The organism is Massilia sp. NP310 (assembly GCF_019443485.1).
Lineage (GTDB): Bacteria > Pseudomonadota > Gammaproteobacteria > Burkholderiales > Burkholderiaceae_D > Telluria > Telluria timonae.
Window position 1 is genome coordinate 5,026,628 of the sequence record NZ_CP080379.1, and the last position, 20,657, is coordinate 5,047,284.

The window sequence follows — 20,657 nt, forward strand, 5'->3', positions numbered from 1 at the left end:
TCGAGATCACTGTTTTTTCGTTCTTTAACAATCTGGAAGAAGTAAAGTTTTTTTAAGCGTGTTGAGCTAGTCAGCAATGACAAGTAAAACACACTTAGGGTAGTAGTAATTTGTATCAAGCAAACATAGTTGTACTCTTGATCTATGACGATCTCTGTAACTCATGCAGAGGCCAACGTTATAGGGACAAGTGAATAAGTGCACATGGTGGATGCCTTGGCGATTACAGGCGATGAAGGACGTAGTAGCTTGCGATAAGCTGCGGGGAGCTAGCAAACGAGCTTTGATCCGCAGATTTCCGAATGGGGAAACCCGGCCTTTTAGGTCATTGCATACTGAATACATAGGTATGCAAAGCGAACGCGGCGAACTGAAACATCTAAGTAGCTGCAGGAAAAGAAATCAACCGAGATTCCCAAAGTAGTGGCGAGCGAAATGGGATGAGCCTGTACGTGATAGTCGGACTGATAGCAGAAGCCTCTGGAAAGTGGCGCCATAGTGGGTGATAGCCCCGTATGCGAAATCAGACCGGTGGTACTAAGCGTACGACAAGTAGGGCGGGACACGAGAAATCCTGTCTGAACATGGGGGGACCATCCTCCAAGGCTAAATACTCGTAATCGACCGATAGTGAACCAGTACCGTGAGGGAAAGGCGAAAAGAACCCCGGGAGGGGAGTGAAATAGATCCTGAAACCGTGTGCATACAAACAGTCGGAGCCTCTTCGTGGGGTGACGGCGTACCTTTTGTATAATGGGTCAGCGACTTACATTCAGTGGCGAGGTTAACCGAATAGGGGAGCCGTAGAGAAATCGAGTCCGAACAGGGCGACAGTCGCTGGGTGTAGACCCGAAACCAAGTGATCTACCCATGGCCAGGATGAAGGTGCGGTAACACGCCCTGGAGGTCCGAACCCACTAATGTTGAAAAATTAGGGGATGAGCTGTGGGTAGGGGTGAAAGGCTAAACAAACTTGGAAATAGCTGGTTCTCTCCGAAAACTATTTAGGTAGTGCCTCAAGTATCACCATCGGGGGTAGAGCACTGTTATGGCTAGGGGGTCATTGCGACTTACCAAACCATTGCAAACTCCGAATACCGATGAGTGCGAGCTTGGGAGACAGACATCGGGTGCTAACGTCCGGTGTCAAGAGGGAAACAACCCAGACCGCCAGCTAAGGTCCCAAAGATTGGCTAAGTGGAAAACGAAGTGGGAAGGCTAAAACAGTCAGGATGTTGGCTTAGAAGCAGCCACCATTTAAAGAAAGCGTAATAGCTCACTGATCGAGTCGTCCTGCGCGGAAGATGTAACGGGGCTAAGCCAGTCACCGAAGCTGCGGATATCCGTAAGGATATGGTAGGAGAGCGTTCTGTAAGCCTGCGAAGGTGTCTTGTAAAGGATGCTGGAGGTATCAGAAGTGCGAATGCTGACATGAGTAGCGATAATGCGGGTGAAAAGCCCGCACGCCGTAAGCCCAAGGTTTCCTGTTCAACGTTCATCGGAGCAGGGTGAGTCGGCCCCTAAGGCGAGGCAGAGATGCGTAGCTGATGGGAAGCAGGTTAATATTCCTGCACCGTCGTATGATGCGATGGGGGGACGGATCGCGGAAGGTTGTCTAGCTGTTGGAATAGCTAGTTTTTGACTCATAGAAGGTGCTTAGGCAAATCCGGGCACGTAATTCAAGGGGTTGAGACGAGTCGCCATGTGCGACGAAGCAATCGGAAGTGGTTCCAAGAAAAGCCTCTAAGCTTCAGTCATACGAGACCGTACCGCAAACCGACACAGGTGGGCGAGATGAGTATTCTAAGGCGCTTGAGAGAACTCGGGAGAAGGAACTCGGCAAATTGGTACCGTAACTTCGGGATAAGGTACGCCCTAGTAGTTTGACCACTTTACTGTGGAAGGATGAACGGGTTGCAATAAAATGGTGGCTGCGACTGTTTAATAAAAACACAGCACTCTGCAAACACGAAAGTGGACGTATAGGGTGTGACGCCTGCCCGGTGCTGGAAGATTAAATGATGGGGTGCAAGCTCTTGATTGAAGTCCCAGTAAACGGCGGCCGTAACTATAACGGTCCTAAGGTAGCGAAATTCCTTGTCGGGTAAGTTCCGACCTGCACGAATGGCGTAACGATGGCCACACTGTCTCCTCCCGAGACTCAGCGAAGTTGAAATGTTTGTGATGATGCAATCTACCCGCGGCTAGACGGAAAGACCCCATGAACCTTTACTGTAGCTTTGCATTGGACTTTGAATCAATCTGTGTAGGATAGGTGGGAGGCTTTGAAGCGGGGACGCCAGTTCTCGTGGAGCCATCCTTGAAATACCACCCTGGTTCATTTGAGGTTCTAACCTTGGTCCGTTATCCGGACCGGGGACAGTGCATGGTAGGCAGTTTGACTGGGGCGGTCTCCTCCTAAAGTGTAACGGAGGAGTTCGAAGGTACGCTAGGTACGGTCGGACATCGTGCTAATAGTGCAATGGCATAAGCGTGCTTAACTGCGAGACCGACAAGTCGAGCAGGTACGAAAGTAGGACATAGTGATCCGGTGGTTCTGTATGGAAGGGCCATCGCTCAACGGATAAAAGGTACTCTGGGGATAACAGGCTGATTCCTCCCAAGAGTTCATATCGACGGGGGAGTTTGGCACCTCGATGTCGGCTCATCACATCCTGGGGCTGTAGCCGGTCCCAAGGGTATGGCTGTTCGCCATTTAAAGTGGTACGTGAGCTGGGTTTAAAACGTCGTGAGACAGTTTGGTCCCTATCTGCCGTGGGCGTTGGAAATTTGAAGGGGGCTGCTCCTAGTACGAGAGGACCGGAGTGGACGAACCTCTGGTGTACCGGTTGTCACGCCAGTGGCATTGCCGGGTAGCTAAGTTCGGAAGAGATAACCGCTGAAAGCATCTAAGCGGGAAACTTGCCTTGAGATGAGATTTCCCGGAGCCTTGAGCTCCTTGAAGGGTCGTTCGAGACCAGGACGTTGATAGGCTGGGTGTGGAAGTGCAGTAATGCATTAAGCTAACCAGTACTAATTGCCCGTACGGCTTGTCCCTATAACCTTGGTAGTCCAAGGTCGAGTACAGCTGCTCGATACAAAAGCTACAACCCAACTTACTTCTTCCAGATTCATGGCCACGCTGAACAAAGCGTAGGGTGGGCGGCTGTGCCGCCCACGCGTAACTCAAGCGTAGCCAGACAAGTCAAAGCCTGATGACCATAGCAAGTCGGTCCCACCCCTTCCCATCCCGAACAGGACCGTGAAACGACTTTGCGCCGATGATAGTGCTGCAACCAGTGTGAAAGTAGGTTATCGTCAGGCTAGTTATATAGAAAAGCCCGCTCAGTTGAACTGAGCGGGCTTTTTGCGTTTCGCAGTCCAGATCGCGCTTTCGACAATCTGTCGAGCCAATCTGCTGTTCAGCGCTTGCCCGACAAGACTGATCGGGTGTCGTGAAAGAATGGGGTTCTCCAAACTCGAGCGATTTCACCAGATCCCATGTCCCCGCAAACGAACGCTGGCCGCAACAACATCCTTTCCATTGTCATCCTGCTGGGCTGCCTGTCGATGTCGGGATCGGTATCCTCCGCCCCCGCCACCGCCAGCGTCGATATGATCGCAGGCCGACAGGTCGAATCGCTGACCATCAAAAATCCGAGCGCGAACGTCAGCATCGTCTTCGAAAACGGCTTGCGCGCAACGGTGGATGGATGGGACAAGGTGATCGACTCGCTGGTTCCTGACGCGTCGATCTTCGCCTATAACCGCCCTGGTTATGGCAACAGCCAGGAAACGGGCACGGCGCGCGATGGCGCAACAATCGTCGAGGAACTCAGGCAAACCCTGAGGCATAAAGGCCTGGCGCCTCCGTACATCCTTGTCGGCCACTCGCTCGGCGGCTTGTACATGCAGCTATTCGCAAAGCGCTACCCGCAAGAGGTCAGCGGCCTCGTGCTCGTTGATCCGCTGCTGCCTGGCGTCGTCAAGAAATCCGAGGAATTCCCCGTCTGGACCCGCGGCGCAAAGCGGCTGTTCTTCTCGAGCACCGTCAACAAGGAGATCGACGCCATTCACCAGACCAGCGAACAGGTGCTGTCGCTTGCGCCGATCGATGACAAGCCGATCGTCATGCTCATCAACAAACCGTCGGGTTCCACTGCGGTCGGCGTCGATTTCGGCGCCTTCAACAAAGACCAGAAGACGAGGGAATTGGTCAGCGGCTTGTATCCGAAAGCAAAAAAGATTGTCGTCGATTCCGATCACCAGGTGCAGCGCCAGAACCCGGCCGACGTGGTGAACGCGATCAGGAACATCCTCGCGAAGCAGCCTGCAGGGGTAATCCCCCCACAAAAAGAGCGCGTTCAGAAGTAGAATTTTCTACTTAAGACACAGAAAGCTCTACATGAAGACGTCCCGCTTTACCGACAGCCAGATTATCGCCATCCTCAAGCAAGCCGAAGCCGGTAGCCCGGTGCCAGAGCTGTGCCGCGAGCACGGCATCAGCAACGCCACGTTCTACAAGTGGCGCTCCAAATTCGGCGGAATGGACGCCTCGTTGATGGCACGCATGAAGGAGTTGGAAGAGGAAAACCGGCGGCTCAAGAAGATGTACGTCGAGGAGCGCCTCAAGGCAGAGATCGTCGCGGAGGCGCTCACAAAAAAATGGTAGCGCCATCTCAGCGGCGGGAGATGGCGCAATGGGCCGTAACGGAGCGGGCAGCCACGGTCAAGCTGGCGTGCAAAGCGTTTGGCATCAGCCAGACCTGCTACCGCTACAAGGCCAAGCTGGATGCGGAAAACGTCCTCATCGCGGACTGGCTGGTGCGACTGACGAACAACCAGCGCAACTGGGGCTTCGGGCTGTGCTTCCTGTATCTGCGCAACGTCAAGGGCTTCAGATGGAACCACAAGCGCGTCTACAGGATTTACCGCGAGCTCGAGCTGAATCTGCGGATCAAGCCGCGTCATCGTCTGGTACGTGAAAAGCCGCTGCCGCTGGCGGTGCCGCTCGCGATCAATCAGAGCTGGTCGATGGACTTCATGCACGACCAGCTCGCCGACGGGCGGAGCATCCGTTTGTTCAACGTCATCGATGATTTCAACCGCGAGGGCTTGGGGATCGAAGTCGATTTCTCGCTGCCGTCCGAGCGCGTGATACGCTCGCTCGACCGGATCATCGAATGGCGCGGCAAACCGGAAGCCATCCGCTGCGACAACGGCCCTGAATACATCAGCGCGGTGACTTTGGCGTGGGCTGCAAAACGCGGCATCCGCATCGATTTCATCCAGCCAGGACAACCGCAACAGAACGCCTACGTCGAGCGATACAACAGGACCGTGCGTTACGATTGGCTTGCGCATCACCTGTTCGAGACGCTCGAAGAGATCCAGGAATTTGCTACCAACTGGTTGTGGACCTACAATCACGACCGGCCCAACATGGCACTCGGCGGTATCACGCCAAAACAGAAATTGGCACTGGCCGCTTAGCCTCTACTTTTAGCGTGCTCTAAAAATGGGGGGATTACCCAGGCAACTCAGCAACGGAATAGTTGCATGCGGTGCGTAGGGCGAATCCCACAGTCCACCGAAACGTTCTCTGATACTTCCCCTGTCTTTGCACGCGCATTATCGAAGTTCTTGTTCAGTAAAGCGGAGGATCGCGATGAAGTCGAAAGAGAAGGTCAAGGGCGGAGACAACCGTGCACGCGGTATCGCAAAACCAAAAACGTTGATGGTTGCCGAGGGCAGCCTGCAGTCGAGAGCGCCTGGTTACGTCATGCCGGGCGGGCTCGACACACCTTTCCCGAAGGGAAACACCGGATCCATGCAATCCGACTCGAGCGGGCGCGGCCAACGCGCCGGCGCCGGTTCGCAGAGCGGCGGATGGAGCGCCCGCCAGCAAGCCCAGCGCATGCAGGCGCGCGGCGAGCAGGACCGTTTGGGCGAGTCGCGGCAATCCGGTCACGGCATGGAGCAGTACCAGCATGCCGGGTCCCAGGAGTCTCCAACCGGCCCGGACAAATCGCGACAAACCGGCAACGGCGCCGCCAACCAGCAACGGCAGGGGCGGCCTGACGAACCGTCGTCGGATGCCGGCAGCAAGCGCAAAGGCTGATCGACCAGGACCTCGACCGTCCACCAATACCACCGACCCGGGCATGGCCCGGGTTTTTTCTTATCGGCGTTGGACGTACGGTGAGCCAGCCCACTGCCAGCCCGCGTGAATCTGGTGCACAATGCCTTTAACGACATTGCCATTTCATCCATAGGAGAAGCATGAACGAACAGGTCGCACGCAACGTCGTGCTGGTGCGCTCGATCGAGTACGCCGATGTTGCCCACACGGTCCTGAGCGACGACGACCGCATGTACGCCACCCGCAGCGCGCGCGAGCTCGCTGCCTGGCAAGCGGCCGACAGCCATATGGCGGTCAACCAGCATCACTTCCTGCAGCAACGCGCGGAACAGATCCTCAAGCGCCTGGGCGAACGCACGCCGGCCTTCGGCGCCTTCGTCCGGCGCGCTCCCGGCATGAGCGGCATCTGGATCGCGCTGCCGTTCCTGGCCTTCGTGCTTGGCGCCGCGCTCGATCGCATCGCCGATCCACACCGCGTCGACCTGTTGTCGGCGCCGCTGCTGGCGATCGTCGGCTGGAACCTGCTCGTCTATCTCGGCCTGCTGCTCTGGGCCATCGTGCCCGCCGCGCGCCGGCGCAAGAGCGGCACGCCGCTGCTGCGCCGCCTGAGCGTGGGCAAGGCGGTGGCGCCGCGCAAGCTGCCGACCGCGCTGGCCGAAGGCGTCGCCCACTACCTGGCCGATTGGGCCGTGCTGAGCGAGCCGCTCACGCGCGCACGCCTGGCCCGCACCTTCCACCTGGCGGCGGCCGGCTTCGCGTTGGGCGCCGTCGCCTCGCTGTATGCGCGCGGCCTGCTCACCGAATACGTCACCGGATGGGAGAGCACCTTCCTCGACGCGGCGCAGGTGCACACGCTGCTGTCATGGCTGTTCACGCCGGCGCTGACCGTGTTCCCGTTTTTGCAGGGCTTCACGCCCGCCGAAATCGAGCAGCTGCGCTTTGGCGGCGCCGCCGGCCTGCCGGTCGGCGAGCGCTGGGTCCACCTGTATGGCGCGACCTTGCTGCTGCTGGTGATCCTGCCGCGCCTGGTGCTGGCACTGGTCGCGGGCATGCGCGCACGCCACCTGAAGCGCAACTTCCCGATCGATCTCGACCAGCCTTATTACCGCAAGCTGGCCGACAGCATCGGCGCCGGCACGCCGGCCGTGCTGCGCGTGATCCCCTACAGCTACACGCTCGACGAACCGCGCGACCGCGGCCTGTGGGCGATCGCCGCCGCGGCCCTCGGCGGCCAAGCGCGGGTGCAGTTGCTGCCGCCGGTCGCATATGGCGTCGAGCTCAAGGAAGCCTTGCGCGACACGACCCTGAAGGAGCCCGGCATCACCGTGACCACGGTGCTGTTCAGCCTTGCCGCCACGCCCGAAAAGGAAAACCACGGCGCGCTGCTCGACTACCTGGTCAAGCGGGTGCCGCGCGGCGTGGCCGTGCTGCTCGACGAGTCGCCGCTGCTCGAGCGCATCGGCGAACAGGCGGGGGGCGAGCGCGTCGCCGAACGTCACGCCCTGTGGCGCCAGTTCTGCAGCTTCCACGGCGCCTCGGCCCACGTCGTCAATCTGCTCCAGCCCGACAAGCACGCGCTTGAACTGGGCGCGGGCCTCGCCTTGCCGGAGCTGCGATGATCACGCCCGCAAAAATCCAGTTCGCCCTGGTCTCGCACACCAATAACGGCAAGACCACGCTGGCGCGCACCCTCGTCGGGATGGACGTCGGCGAGATCCGCGACGCCGCCCACGTGACCCAGATCTCGGAAGGCTACCCGCTCCTGAGCACCGAGGAGGGCGATGCGCTGGTGTTGTGGGACACGCCGGGCTTTGGCGACTCGGTGCGCCTGCACAAGCGCCTCGCGCTGGCCGGCAATCCGATCGGCTGGTTCCTGCGCGAGGTGTTCGACCGCTACCGCGACCGCCCGTTCTGGCTCAGCCAGCAGGCGCTGCGCGCAGCCAGGGAAGAGGCGGACGTCGTGCTCTACCTGGTCAACTCCTCCGAATCGCCGCAGGACGCGGGTTACCTGCCGCCCGAGATGAAGATCCTCGAATGGCTCGGCAAGCCCGTGGTCGTGCTCCTCAACCAGGTTGGCCCGCCACGTCCGGCCCACGAGGAGCAGGCCGAACCCAAGCGCTGGAAGCAGCACCTTGCGCAGTACCAGGTAGTGAAGGAAGTGCTGCCGCTGGACGCCTTCGCCCGCTGCTGGGTGCACGAACACGTGTTCTATGAATCGGTGGCGCACCTGATCGAAGAGGAGAAGCGTCCCGCCTATGCACGCCTGCTGGCCGCGTGGGCCGAGCGCAACCGCGTGCGCTATGTGAGCGCCCTGAACATGAGCGCCGAGCAGGTCGCGGCGGCGGCGCGCGACAGCGAGCCGCTGGGCGAAGAACGCACCGGCATGCTGCGCACCGCGCTGAAGGCGGTCGGCATCGGCAAGGACGAGCAGCGGCGCCAGGATCTCGCGATGGCGGCGCTGGTGCAGCGCCTGAACGACGGCATCAACCATGCAACCGCGCGCATGCTGTCGCTGTATCGCATCGATCCCGGACAAGCGGTGAACGTGAACGCGCGCGTGCGCGAGAACTTCGCGGTGCGCGCGCCGGTGGACAAGGCGCAGGCCGGGCTGCTCGGCGCGGTGGTGTCGGGCGCGGCGACCGGCCTGTCGGCTGATGCGCTGGCCGGCGGACTGACCCTGGGCGCCGGCGCGCTGCTGGGCGCGATCGCCGGCGGCATCACGGCGGCCGGCGCGGCCTGGGGTTTCAACCAGGGCACGGACCGCAACCAGGCCAATGTGAAGTTCGCCAATCCTTTCCTGCAGACGCTGCTGACGGGCGCCATGCTGCGCTACCTGGCGGTGGCGCACTTCGGGCGAGGACGGGGCAATTATGTGGAAAGCGAGGCGCCGCCGTTCTGGCAGGCAGAAGCCGAGCAGGCGCTGAACGCGGTCGGCATCGATGGGGATCGCCTGTGGCAGTCGGTGCGTGAAGCGCCGGACCTGGGCGCCGCCACCAGGCTGGTCGAGGCGGTGCTGGTGCCGGCGGTGACGGCGACGCTCGCGCGCCTGTATCCCGACGTCGCGCTGCCGGGCGCGCCGGTGCAGGCAGCGCCGGCGGCGCCGACATTGGACAAGGACGCGATTACTGGAACTGGTACTGCGCGCTGACGCCCAGGATCCAGTTGCGGCCAGGAGCCGCTTCGTAATAGCGGCGATTGGTGTCGCCCACGATGACGGAGCCGACGTAGTCGCGGTCGAACAGGTTGTTCAGGCGAGCGAACTGGCGCAGCTTCCAACCGCCCAGTTGCTGGCTCGCCTGCACGCGGGCGTTGACGATCGCATAGCCCGGCGCCGGCGTGGCGCTGTTGGTGTCTTCGGCGTACACGCGGCTGTTGGCGATGGTCTCGAGCGCCGCGCCGTAGCGGCCGGCCGCTTCCTTCCAACCGAATTCGCCGTAGAAGCTGGTCTTCGGCAGGCCGGGCAGGCGGCTGCCTTTCGGCACCGCGCCAAAGGCCTCGTCATAGACCGCGTGCAGCATGCTCAGGGCCAGGCGCGCATTCCAGCCGGCGCCGAGTTCGGCGTCTACCGACAACTCGCCGCCCTGGCGCAGGGTGGCGCTGGCGTTGCGGTAGCTGGTGCGTCCGCCCGATGAGGCGTCGACCACCAATTCGTCCTTCGTCTTCACCTGGAACACCGCGGCGTTCACGCGCACGCCGCTGGCCACCATGGCTTTCACGCCGGCTTCGAGATGGGTGCCGATCGCCGGTTCGAGGGCGAAATTGAAGCCGCCGCCGGTGCCCGAATAGAACGATTCGTTCATGGTCGGCGTCTCGAAGCCGCGCGCCGCGCTGGCGTACACGTTCAGGGTCGGCGACACTTTATAGAGCACGCCCACCAGCGGCGTCGTGTGGCGGAAGTCGGCGCCGCCGCTGTCGTCGCCGTTGGAGAGGAAGTTGTCCTTGACGTCGAAGTCCACGCGGCTATGGCGCACGCCGCCGCTCAGCACCCAGCGGTCGCGCTCCCACTCCAGCTGCACGTAAGGATCGACGCTGGTCACTTCGTTCTGCTCGTCGCGCCGCAGGTTGCCCTTCACGCCGAAGGTATCGCCGACGAAGTTTTCGAAACCCTGGCGCGCATCCTTCGAGCGCGCCAGTTCCAGGCCGGCCGTGGCGCGCATGGCGCCGCCGGCGACCTGGCGCACCGCGCGCCAGTTGGCGTCGATGCCGTAGAAATCGCGGTCGAAGTCGATCACGCCGCCCGAGTGGCTGCTCGGCGCCTGGAAGCCGCGCGAGAACGACTGGTACTGGATGACGCGGCGGTTGCCGCCGTAGGCGGTCACCTGCAGGCGGTCGGAGCCGAACGTCTGTTCATACGTCGCGCCGAACTGCTGGTGGTCGATGCTCTTGCGCGTGTCGTAGCGATCGGCCAGCGTGCGCTGGGGTGTTTGCGTATCGGTGGCGTCGATCTCGCCCGCGCGCGGGTCGCGCTGGTAGGTGGCCCAGGTGACGCCGAGCGGGTCTTGCGTATCGTCCTGGCGCAGGCCGCTCGCGGTCAGCACCAGGCGGCTGGTCGACGAGGGTTCGACGACCAGCTTGGCGTAGGCCTGCTTGCGCGTCGCGGCGCTGTGGTCGCGGTAGCCGTCGGTCTCGAAACGCGAGGCATCGAGCAGATAGCCGATGCCGCCGCTGCGGCCGGAGGCATTGGTGTCGAACTTGCGCTGGCCATAGCTGCCGCCGGTGAAGCTGGCTTCGACCGTGGGCGTATCGGTCGGTTCGCGCGTGAAGAGCTGGACCACGCCGCCGGAATGGTTGCCATACAAGGCGGACATGGGTCCACGCAGCACTTCGATGCGCTCGGCCAGATCCAGGTTGAAGGTCGCGGCCTGGCCCTGGCCATCGGGCATGGTGGCCGGGATGCCGTCCGCCACGAGGCGCACGCCGCGCACGCCGAAGGCGGAGCGGGTGCCGAAACCGCGCGAAGAGATCTGCAGGTCTTGCGCGTAGTTCTCGCGATTGCGCACCACGATGCCCGGCACGGCGACCAGGGCTTCGGAGGCGTTGACGCGCAGCTGGGTGTCGCCGATCTGCGCCGCATCGACCACGTCGACCGAGGCCGGCAGGTCGAAACTCGTGTGCTCGGCGCGGGTGCCACTGACCACGACCACGTTCATCGGGTCGCGAATCTCTTCGGCAAGGGCGGCCAGCGGCCAGCAGGCGCAGACGGCGGCGATCGCCGTACGGCGCAAGACGGTGTGATTCATTATTTCTCCATGAGTGCGTAGCAAGCGCGAGAAGGGAAGGCCTTGCCAATCAGCCAAGGAATATACCTTGCAAGGGAGTATTACGTGCGCACAGAAACAATTCGGCAAACTGATGACTTGCTGAAATGGCGGATAGATGTGTCGATCAGGGTCTTGCGGAACCCTGTCGAGGTTTGCTATAGTTCGCGTCCGCTTCGGCAACGGCCGAAAAATGTTAACGTAATCAAGTGGTTACGATGGCAAGGTCGGCAGAGAAATCTGAGACGAAGCGAAATGAGGGGTTGACGAGTAGCGCGAAACACTGCATAATCTCATTCCTCTGCTGCTGACGAACACAACGATTCGCAACGATGCAGCAAGAAGAAGCACCGAATTCTGATCTTTAAAAATTAACAGTCGATAAGTGTGGGCGTTTGATGAAGGTGCCAGCTGACTTGTTCAGCTGCATACTTAAAATATCAAATGTTCGCACAAAGTATTAAACGTTGTCTCAGCAATGAGATGATGGTCAGTATTTTGAGTGAGCGACCTCGCTAGCAATAGCGAGTGACTCGAAAGAGTCAACAAACAGAGATTGAACTGAAGAGTTTGATCCTGGCTCAGATTGAACGCTGGCGGCATGCTTTACACATGCAAGTCGAACGGTAACAGGGAGCTTGCTCCGCTGACGAGTGGCGAACGGGTGAGTAATATATCGGAACGTACCCAAGAGTGGGGGATAACGTAGCGAAAGTTACGCTAATACCGCATACGATCTATGGATGAAAGCAGGGGACCTTCGGGCCTTGTGCTCCTGGAGCGGCCGATATCTGATTAGCTAGTTGGTGAGGTAAAGGCTCACCAAGGCGACGATCAGTAGCTGGTCTGAGAGGACGACCAGCCACACTGGAACTGAGACACGGTCCAGACTCCTACGGGAGGCAGCAGTGGGGAATTTTGGACAATGGGCGCAAGCCTGATCCAGCAATGCCGCGTGAGTGAAGAAGGCCTTCGGGTTGTAAAGCTCTTTTGTCAGGGAAGAAACGGCTGTGGCTAATATCCACGGCTAATGACGGTACCTGAAGAATAAGCACCGGCTAACTACGTGCCAGCAGCCGCGGTAATACGTAGGGTGCAAGCGTTAATCGGAATTACTGGGCGTAAAGCGTGCGCAGGCGGTTTTGTAAGTCTGTCGTGAAATCCCCGGGCTCAACCTGGGAATTGCGATGGAGACTGCAAGGCTAGAATCTGGCAGAGGGGGGTAGAATTCCACGTGTAGCAGTGAAATGCGTAGAGATGTGGAGGAACACCGATGGCGAAGGCAGCCCCCTGGGTCAAGATTGACGCTCATGCACGAAAGCGTGGGGAGCAAACAGGATTAGATACCCTGGTAGTCCACGCCCTAAACGATGTCTACTAGTTGTCGGGTTTTAATTAACTTGGTAACGCAGCTAACGCGTGAAGTAGACCGCCTGGGGAGTACGGTCGCAAGATTAAAACTCAAAGGAATTGACGGGGACCCGCACAAGCGGTGGATGATGTGGATTAATTCGATGCAACGCGAAAAACCTTACCTACCCTTGACATGTCAGGAAGACCGAAGAGATTTGGTTGTGCCCGAAAGGGAACCTGAACACAGGTGCTGCATGGCTGTCGTCAGCTCGTGTCGTGAGATGTTGGGTTAAGTCCCGCAACGAGCGCAACCCTTGTCATTAGTTGCTACGCAAGAGCACTCTAATGAGACTGCCGGTGACAAACCGGAGGAAGGTGGGGATGACGTCAAGTCCTCATGGCCCTTATGGGTAGGGCTTCACACGTCATACAATGGTACATACAGAGGGCCGCCAACCCGCGAGGGGGAGCTAATCCCAGAAAGTGTATCGTAGTCCGGATCGTAGTCTGCAACTCGACTACGTGAAGTTGGAATCGCTAGTAATCGCGGATCAGCATGCCGCGGTGAATACGTTCCCGGGTCTTGTACACACCGCCCGTCACACCATGGGAGCGGGTTTTACCAGAAGTAGGTAGCTTAACCGCAAGGAGGGCGCTTACCACGGTAGGATTCGTGACTGGGGTGAAGTCGTAACAAGGTAGCCGTATCGGAAGGTGCGGCTGGATCACCTCCTTTCTAGAGTAGCACCAGAGCTAACGCTCATCATCAAGCGTCCACGCTTATCGACTGTTGAACGAGTAAAGAACAGTTTTATCGGGGCTGTAGCTCAGCTGGTTAGAGCACCGTGTTGATAACGCGGGGGTCGTTGGTTCGAGTCCAACCAGCCCTACCAAGATATCAGCGCACCCTAATGGGGGATTAGCTCAGCTGGGAGAGCACCTGCTTTGCAAGCAGGGGGTCGTCGGTTCGATCCCGTCATCCTCCACCATAAAGTTCAAACGTAAGCCTGGTTGAGATAACCAAGTGCGGTTTAGGTTTGATCTTTTCGAGATCACTGTTTTTTCGTTCTTTAACAATCTGGAAGAAGTAAAGTTTTTTTAAGCGTGTTGAGCTAGTCAGCAATGACAAGTAAAACACACTTAGGGTAGTAGTAATTTGTATCAAGCAAACATAGTTGTACTCTTGATTCTATGACGATCTCTGACACTCATGCAGAGGCCAACGTTATAGGGACAAGTGAATAAGTGCACATGGTGGATGCCTTGGCGATTACAGGCGATGAAGGACGTAGTAGCTTGCGATAAGCTGCGGGGAGCTAGCAAACGAGCTTTGATCCGCAGATTTCCGAATGGGGAAACCCGGCCTTTTAGGTCATTGCATACTGAATACATAGGTATGCAAAGCGAACGCGGCGAACTGAAACATCTAAGTAGCTGCAGGAAAAGAAATCAACCGAGATTCCCAAAGTAGTGGCGAGCGAAATGGGATGAGCCTGTATGTGATAGTCGATTGAATAGTGGAAGTCTCTGGAAAGTGACGCCATAGTGGGTGATAGCCCCGTACACGAAATTCAAACGGTGGTACTAAGCATACGACAAGTAGGGCGGGACACGAGAAATCCTGTCTGAACATGGGGGGACCATCCTCCAAGGCTAAATACTCGTAATCGACCGATAGTGAACCAGTACCGTGAGGGAAAGGCGAAAAGAACCCCGGGAGGGGAGTGAAATAGATCCTGAAACCGTGTGCATACAAACAGTCGGAGCCTCTTCGTGGGGTGACGGCGTACCTTTTGTATAATGGGTCAGCGACTTACATTCAGTGGCGAGGTTAACCGGATAGGGGAGCCGTAGAGAAATCGAGTCCGAACAGGGCGACAGTCGCTGGGTGTAGACCCGAAACCAAGTGATCTACCCATGGCCAGGATGAAGGTGCGGTAACACGCCCTGGAGGTCCGAACCCACTAATGTTGAAAAATTAGGGGATGAGCTGTGGGTAGGGGTGAAAGGCTAAACAAACTTGGAAATAGCTGGTTCTCTCCGAAAACTATTTAGGTAGTGCCTCAAGTATCACCACCGGGGGTAGAGCACTGTTATGGCTAGGGGGTCATTGCGACTTACCAAACCATTGCAAACTCCGAATACCGGTGAGTGCGAGCTTGGGAGACAGACATCGGGTGCTAACGTCCGGTGTCAAGAGGGAAACAACCCAGACCGCCAGCTAAGGTCCCAAAGATTGGCTAAGTGGAAAACGAAGTGGGAAGGCTAAAACAGTCAGGATGTTGGCTTAGAAGCAGCCACCATTTAAAGAAAGCGTAATAGCTCACTGATCGAGTCGTCCTGCGCGGAAGATGTAACGGGGCTAAGCCAGTCACCGAAGCTGCGGATATATTTCTCGTGATTTATCACTTGATCTATATGGTAGGAGAGCGTTCTGTAAGCCTGCGAAGGTGTCTTGTAAAGGATGCTGGAGGTATCAGAAGTGCGAATGCTGACATGAGTAGCGATAATGCGGGTGAAAAGCCCGCACGCCGTAAGCCCAAGGTTTCCTGTTCAACGTTCATCGGAGCAGGGTGAGTCGGCCCCTAAGGCGAGGCAGAGATGCGTAGCTGATGGGAAGCAGGTTAATATTCCTGCACCGTCGTATGATGCGATGGGGGGACGGATCGCGGAAGGTTGTCTGACTGTTGGAATAGTCAGTTTTTGACTCATAGAAGGCGCTTAGGCAAATCCGGGCGCGTAATTCAAGGGGTCGAGACGAGTCGCCATGTGCGACGAAGCAATCGGAAGTGGTTCCAAGAAAAGCCTCTAAGCTTCAGTCATACGAGACCGTACCGCAAACCGACACAGGTGGGCGAGATGAGTATTCTAAGGCGCTTGAGAGAACTCGGGAGAAGGAACTCGGCAAATTGGTACCGTAACTTCGGGATAAGGTACGCCCTAGTAGTTTGACCACTTTACTGTGGAAGGATGAACGGGTTGCAATAAAATGGTGGCTGCGACTGTTTAATAAAAACACAGCACTCTGCAAACACGAAAGTGGACGTATAGGGTGTGACGCCTGCCCGGTGCTGGAAGATTAAATGATGGGGTGCAAGCTCTTGATTGAAGTCCCAGTAAACGGCGGCCGTAACTATAACGGTCCTAAGGTAGCGAAATTCCTTGTCGGGTAAGTTCCGACCTGCACGAATGGCGTAACGATGGCCACACTGTCTCCTCCCGAGACTCAGCGAAGTTGAAATGTTTGTGATGATGCAATCTACCCGCGGCTAGACGGAAAGACCCCATGAACCTTTACTGTAGCTTTGCATTGGACTTTGAATCAATCTGTGTAGGATAGGTGGGAGGCTTTGAAGCGGGGACGCCAGTTCTCGTGGAGCCATCCTTGAAATACCACCCTGGTTCATTTGAGGTTCTAACCTTGGTCCGTTATCCGGATCGGGGACAGTGCATGGTAGGCAGTTTGACTGGGGCGGTCTCCTCCTAAAGTGTAACGGAGGAGTTCGAAGGTACGCTAGGTACGGTCGGACATCGTGCTAATAGTGCAATGGCATAAGCGTGCTTAACTGCGAGACCGACAAGTCGAGCAGGTACGAAAGTAGGACATAGTGATCCGGTGGTTCTGTATGGAAGGGCCATCGCTCAACGGATAAAAGGTACTCTGGGGATAACAGGCTGATTCCTCCCAAGAGTTCATATCGACGGGGGAGTTTGGCACCTCGATGTCGGCTCATCACATCCTGGGGCTGTAGCCGGTCCCAAGGGTATGGCTGTTCGCCATTTAAAGTGGTACGTGAGCTGGGTTTAAAACGTCGTGAGACAGTTTGGTCCCTATCTGCCGTGGGCGTTGGAAATTTGAAGGGGGCTGCTCCTAGTACGAGAGGACCGGAGTGGACGAACCTCTGGTGTACCGGTTGTCACGCCAGTGGCATTGCCGGGTAGCTAAGTTCGGAAGAGATAACCGCTGAAAGCATCTAAGCGGGAAACTTGCCTTGAGATGAGATTTCCCGGAGCCTTGAGCTCCTTGAAGGGTCGTTCGAGACCAGGACGTTGATAGGCTGGGTGTGGAAGTGCAGTAATGCATTAAGCTAACCAGTACTAATTGCCCGTACGGCTTGTCCCTATAACCTTGGTAGTCCAAGGTCGAGTACAGCTGCTCGATACAAAGCTACAACCCAACAATACTTCTTCCAGATTCATGGCCACGCTGAACAAAGCGTAGCCAGACAAGTCAAAGCCTGATGACCATAGCAAGTCGGTCCCACCCCTTCCCATCCCGAACAGGACCGTGAAACGACTTTGCGCCGATGATAGTGCTGCAACCAGTGTGAAAGTAGGTTATCGTCAGGCTAGTTATATAGAAAAAGCCCGCTCAGTTGAACTGAGTGGGCTTTTTTGCTTTCCGGCCTTGGAAAGCCGTCTGGATCTGGTTTAACGATCGGGAATTCATGCATCTGGCGAACGCGTCGGCGGCAGAGCCGCCAACCCTACGGCAGGTGCTGATCCGAATACAGGGTTGGCAGCTGCGCTGCCGGCGCGTTCAACCAGCCTGGAATCAAGCGAAGCTCAAACACCCCACAAGATATCGGTCTTGTTGTCGCGCGCCGATCGCATCATTTCCAGCAGCGGATACATCCGTGCCGAGAAGGTGACCACTTCGATCGGCTGATGCTCGTGGTCGTCTTCATCGCGATGGTGTGCCTGGACGTCTTGCGCCACCTGATCGGTCGCCTGGTGCTTGCGACTCTCTTCGATCTCGGCCTCGAGCAGAGGGATCACGCGTTCCGCTTCTGCCGCGGTGATGACACCGCGTTCCGGTTCCTTGTGCAACAGGTCGAGGATGCGCTTGGCATGCTCCTGGTACATCAAGACCTCTGGGTAGGATCTGCATTTAAAGGTAATCAACATGGCTATCTCTTGGTATTGTTAGTGTCTAAACGATAGCACGACTGACGCAGGCGCACAGTGCGCGCGCTCGCACAACTCAGGCACGTTTCACCCTCAGGACCCAAGCGGCCCCGAGCACCACGACGGCCAGCGCACCGCTCCCCGTCACCGCCAGCGCACTCGTATCCGACAAGGGCGAGCGCGTCGTCCCGGCCAGGAACCACCCCAGCGCGCCCCAGGCCAGGCTGTTGAACATCTCGAGCATATTCATCACCACGCCGCCCTTGCCGCGGCCCTTGAAGTTGCTGCGCACGCCAGGCCGGCCGCACCAGAACACGATCAGCCCGGCGCCCAGCACGGCGCCGCCCACCACAAAACAGACGAGCAGCCCTGTGGCGGGCATACGCACGGTCAGCCACAGCAGCGGAACAGCCACCAGCGCCAGCACCGGCATGATGGCCGCCGCCAGTTTTGCGCGCCGCACCGTGGCCAGCGACGCGGGCGACACCAGCAACAGGTCCGGCGCATCCTCGGCCGACAGCGCGATCCAGGCCAGCGCGCCGGTCAGCGAGCCGCATAGCAGCGCCAGCCCGGCGCCCAACGCCTGCACCTGCACGTCAGAACGCTGGAAGATGAGGAAGAACAGCGGCAGCAGGAACAGCAGTTGCAGCAACACCTGCGACAGCAGATGTGGATCGCGCACGATCAGGCGCCACTCCTTGACGACGACGGTCGAGAACAGACTGCGCCCGAAGCGGGGGCGCAGCGGCGCCGTGGGCGCCGTGCCCGCGCGCGCCGCCGATGCCGCCAGTTGCAGGCCATGCGCGAAAAAGCGGTGGGTGCGCCGCGCGGTCAGCACGAACACGACAGCAGCCAGCGCGGCCAGCAGCAGCATCGGCAGCGGCTCACCGAGCATGGCGCGCGCCGGCAGCAGCAAAGGGTGATCACCCATGCCATCCTGGCGCAACAGGCCGTCCAGCATCTCGCGCACGCGGCCTTGCGACTCCCTGGACGAGAGCGAGTGCAGCTGGGATGCGATGACGAACAGCGCCCCAGCCAGCGCTCCGATCACCTGCGCCACCACGCGGGTACGGCGCGCGCCGAGCACGCGCACCAGGCCGAGCGTGAGCAGCATCGCCGCGCAGCTGCACAGCGCCGCCACCGAGATCACGCCCGGATAGACGCCGAGCCAGGGCCACTGCCCCTGCAGCAGGCCGGCATGGGCGAACGGCGCCAGGAAGAACAGGTACACGGCGGCGGTGCTGGCCGCCACGCCGGCCAGGCGCACGCTGAAGATGCTGTACGAGGGCAGGGGCGACGACAGCAGCAAGTCGAGATCACTGCGCTCGAACAGCACCAGGACGCTCGACTTGATCGCCGACGACAGCATCAAGGCCGCGCCGCCTGCCAGCACGGCCGAGATGACGAACAGGATGCGCGGATCGTCGCCCGCCACGCCGGCCAGCCGTTGCACCGTCACCCATCCCAGCAGGTGCAGGGCGGCCCAGCCGAGCAGCGCCAGGCCGATCGCCGCATTGCCGGGCCGCCGCTTGCCGGCGCCCGAGGCATTGAACCAGGCCAGCCGCAGCTCATGCCGCAGCAGCCAGCCGACGCTGCCCGGCGCCGCCCTCATGGCGTGGCCGTCAGCTGCAGGAACACGTCTTCCAGGCTGCCGCCCCGGGTGCGCGCGCGCAGCTCGTCCAGCGTGCCCTCGGCGATCAGGCGCCCCTGGCAGATGATCCCGATGCGCTGCGCCAGCCGCTCCGCCACTTCGAGGATGTGCGTGGTCAGGATCACCGTGCCGCCCTTGGCCACGTGGGCCAGCAGCAAGTCCTTCACCTGGCGCGCCGCCGCCGCATCCAGGCCGGTGAGCGGCTCGTCGAGGATCAGGAGTTCAGGTTCGTGGATCAAGGCCCCGGCAAGCGCCAGCTTCTGCTTCATCCCGCGCGAGAACCCTTCGGTCAGCTCGTGCGCATGCCGGCTCAGGTCGAGCCAGTCGAGCAGCTCACGCGCGCGCGGCTCGGCCTGGTCGGCGCGCACGCCCCACAGCCCGGCCACGAATTCCAGATACTCGAAAGGCTTGAGCTTCCCGTACAACATCGGCTCGTCCGGCAGGTAGGCCATCCTGGCCTTGGCCGCCGCCGGCGCGTCGGCCAGGTCGATGCCGAGCACCTCGATGCTGCCGGCGTCCGGCGCCAGCAGGCCGCTCACCAGCCGCAGCGTGGTGGTCTTGCCGGCGCCGTTCGGGCCGAGCAGGGCATAGAACTCGCCGCGCCGCACGACCAGGTCGAGGCCATCGACGGCGGGACGGCCGAAATCCTTGCGCAGGCCGGCCAGGCGCAGGGCGGGTGGTTGCGCATTCATGAAAGCCTCACAGGGGCGCGAACGAGGACAGGAACTGGTCGACCTGCTCGGGCGGCGTCGCATTCGCCGGTCCGAGCACGATGACCTGGTAGAAGCGCTCGCCGCGCGCCTTGAAGCGGCCATGCAGGCGCATCGGCTTGCCGTTGGCGGCGCCTGTCGCTTGCACGCGCAGGCCGTCCCGGGCCACCGGCGCCGGCGCCGCCTCCGCGCCGGCGCCGATATTGCGCAGCAGGGCCAGGCGCATCGCCGGCAGCGCGGCGCGGGCGCGCGCTGCATCGGGCGCCGTGGCGGCGCCGACGGCGAAGGTGGCGCCGTCGACCTCGGCCGCCGTCATGGTCATCTCCACCCGCAGGCCGTCGAGGTCCACCGCGCGCGTGAAGGTGGCCGGCTTGGCCGGGAACAGGATCTTGTAGCGGCCTTCCTGGCTCGTGTGCTCGCGCCAGTTATAGGTGGGATTGCAGCCGGCCAGCAGGCTGGCCGCCAGCATGGCCGGGACGAGGAAGCGCAAGCGCATGCGAAGCGGATTCGGTGGTCGCATGGATGGGTCAATAGCGGGGTGCATGGCACGATAGTAGCAGCAGCGGCTACCTCCCTTGCCGTTTTTTGGGGGAGGGCGGCCACGGTATTCTCTGGACATGGCGGCGTGCCCGGAT

The 20,657-nt window shown here is 59.6% G+C and carries 10 protein-coding genes, 2 tRNA genes and 5 rRNA genes; 12 read left to right on the top strand and 5 right to left on the bottom strand.

Translation table 11 applies throughout. From position 1 onward, the window contains the following. Window positions 1-184: 184 nt before the first annotated feature. The 7 genes from KY496_RS22175 to KY496_RS22205 all read left to right on the top strand — a co-directional run bounded on the left by KY496_RS22175 (window position 185) and on the right by KY496_RS22205 (window position 9,290). Window positions 185-3,058 (top strand): 23S ribosomal RNA (locus KY496_RS22175). Between the two features lie 153 nt (window positions 3,059-3,211). Further along, window positions 3,212-3,324: ribosomal RNA gene (rrf, locus tag KY496_RS22180) — 5S ribosomal RNA — on the top strand. A gap of 177 nt (window positions 3,325-3,501) precedes the next feature. After that, window positions 3,502-4,374 (top strand): alpha/beta fold hydrolase, encoded by an 873-nt coding sequence (locus tag KY496_RS22185; protein ID WP_219862480.1) that lies wholly within the window; start codon window positions 3,502-3,504, stop codon window positions 4,372-4,374. Window positions 4,375-4,405: 31 nt separating this feature from the next. Continuing rightward, window positions 4,406-5,493 (top strand): IS3 family transposase gene (locus tag KY496_RS22190; RefSeq protein ID WP_085986720.1). Its coding sequence is split into 2 segments (ribosomal slippage): window positions 4,406-4,658 and window positions 4,658-5,493, totalling 1,089 coding nucleotides; the frame shifts between segments, so codons are not numbered across the junction. Between the two features lie 175 nt (window positions 5,494-5,668). After that, window positions 5,669-6,121 (top strand): hypothetical protein, encoded by a 453-nt coding sequence (locus KY496_RS22195; protein ID WP_005671458.1) that lies wholly within the window; start codon window positions 5,669-5,671, stop codon window positions 6,119-6,121. A gap of 161 nt (window positions 6,122-6,282) precedes the next feature. Then, a complete protein-coding gene (locus KY496_RS22200) occupies window positions 6,283-7,761 on the top strand; it encodes a DUF2868 domain-containing protein (RefSeq protein WP_005671456.1) in 1,479 nt (492 codons plus the stop codon). Then, window positions 7,758-9,290 carry a DUF3482 domain-containing protein gene (locus KY496_RS22205; protein ID WP_081590025.1) on the top strand — a complete coding sequence of 511 codons (1,533 nt, stop codon included), beginning with the start codon at window positions 7,758-7,760 and terminating at the stop codon, window positions 9,288-9,290. Before KY496_RS22200 ends, KY496_RS22205 begins: the two co-directional genes overlap by 4 nt. Here the strand turns inward: KY496_RS22205 and KY496_RS22210 are convergent. Then, window positions 9,265-11,382 carry a TonB-dependent receptor gene (locus KY496_RS22210; protein ID WP_040778549.1) on the bottom strand — a complete coding sequence of 706 codons (2,118 nt, stop codon included), beginning with the start codon at window positions 11,380-11,382 and terminating at the stop codon, window positions 9,265-9,267. The genes KY496_RS22205 and KY496_RS22210 overlap by 26 nt on opposite strands. A gap of 576 nt (window positions 11,383-11,958) precedes the next feature. Here KY496_RS22210 and KY496_RS22215 point away from each other — a divergent pair. The 5 genes from KY496_RS22215 to rrf (KY496_RS22235) all read left to right on the top strand — a co-directional run bounded on the left by KY496_RS22215 (window position 11,959) and on the right by rrf (KY496_RS22235) (window position 17,103). Next, window positions 11,959-13,489 (top strand): 16S ribosomal RNA (locus tag KY496_RS22215). Between the two features lie 80 nt (window positions 13,490-13,569). Continuing rightward, window positions 13,570-13,646, top strand: a tRNA-Ile gene (locus tag KY496_RS22220). A gap of 20 nt (window positions 13,647-13,666) precedes the next feature. Next, a tRNA-Ala gene (locus tag KY496_RS22225) sits at window positions 13,667-13,742 on the top strand. Window positions 13,743-13,984: 242 nt separating this feature from the next. Next, window positions 13,985-16,876, top strand: a 23S ribosomal RNA gene (locus KY496_RS22230). Between the two features lie 114 nt (window positions 16,877-16,990). Next, window positions 16,991-17,103: ribosomal RNA gene (gene rrf / locus KY496_RS22235) — 5S ribosomal RNA — on the top strand. The 16S, 23S and 5S rRNA genes sit together here with 2 tRNA genes alongside, the layout of an rRNA operon. Before the next feature lie 216 nt (window positions 17,104-17,319). Here the strand turns inward: rrf (KY496_RS22235) and KY496_RS22240 are convergent. The 4 genes from KY496_RS22240 to KY496_RS22255 all read right to left on the bottom strand — a co-directional run bounded on the left by KY496_RS22240 (window position 17,320) and on the right by KY496_RS22255 (window position 20,518). Beyond that, entirely contained in the window at window positions 17,320-17,661 is a 342-nt protein-coding gene (locus KY496_RS22240) for a DUF1840 domain-containing protein (protein WP_071360482.1), read from the bottom strand. Between the two features lie 76 nt (window positions 17,662-17,737). Continuing rightward, window positions 17,738-19,273, bottom strand: coding sequence for a hypothetical protein (locus KY496_RS22245; RefSeq protein ID WP_219862482.1), 1,536 nt, complete (start codon window positions 19,271-19,273; stop codon window positions 17,738-17,740). Next, window positions 19,270-20,004, bottom strand: a complete 735-nt coding sequence (locus KY496_RS22250; protein ID WP_219862484.1) for an ABC transporter ATP-binding protein — start codon at window positions 20,002-20,004, stop codon at window positions 19,270-19,272. Before KY496_RS22250 ends, KY496_RS22245 begins: the two co-directional genes overlap by 4 nt. 7 nt (window positions 20,005-20,011) lie before the next feature. Beyond that, complete coding sequence (locus tag KY496_RS22255; RefSeq protein WP_229520337.1) at window positions 20,012-20,518, bottom strand: hypothetical protein; 507 nt, start codon at window positions 20,516-20,518, stop codon at window positions 20,012-20,014. Between the last annotated feature and the right edge of the window lie 139 nt (window positions 20,519-20,657).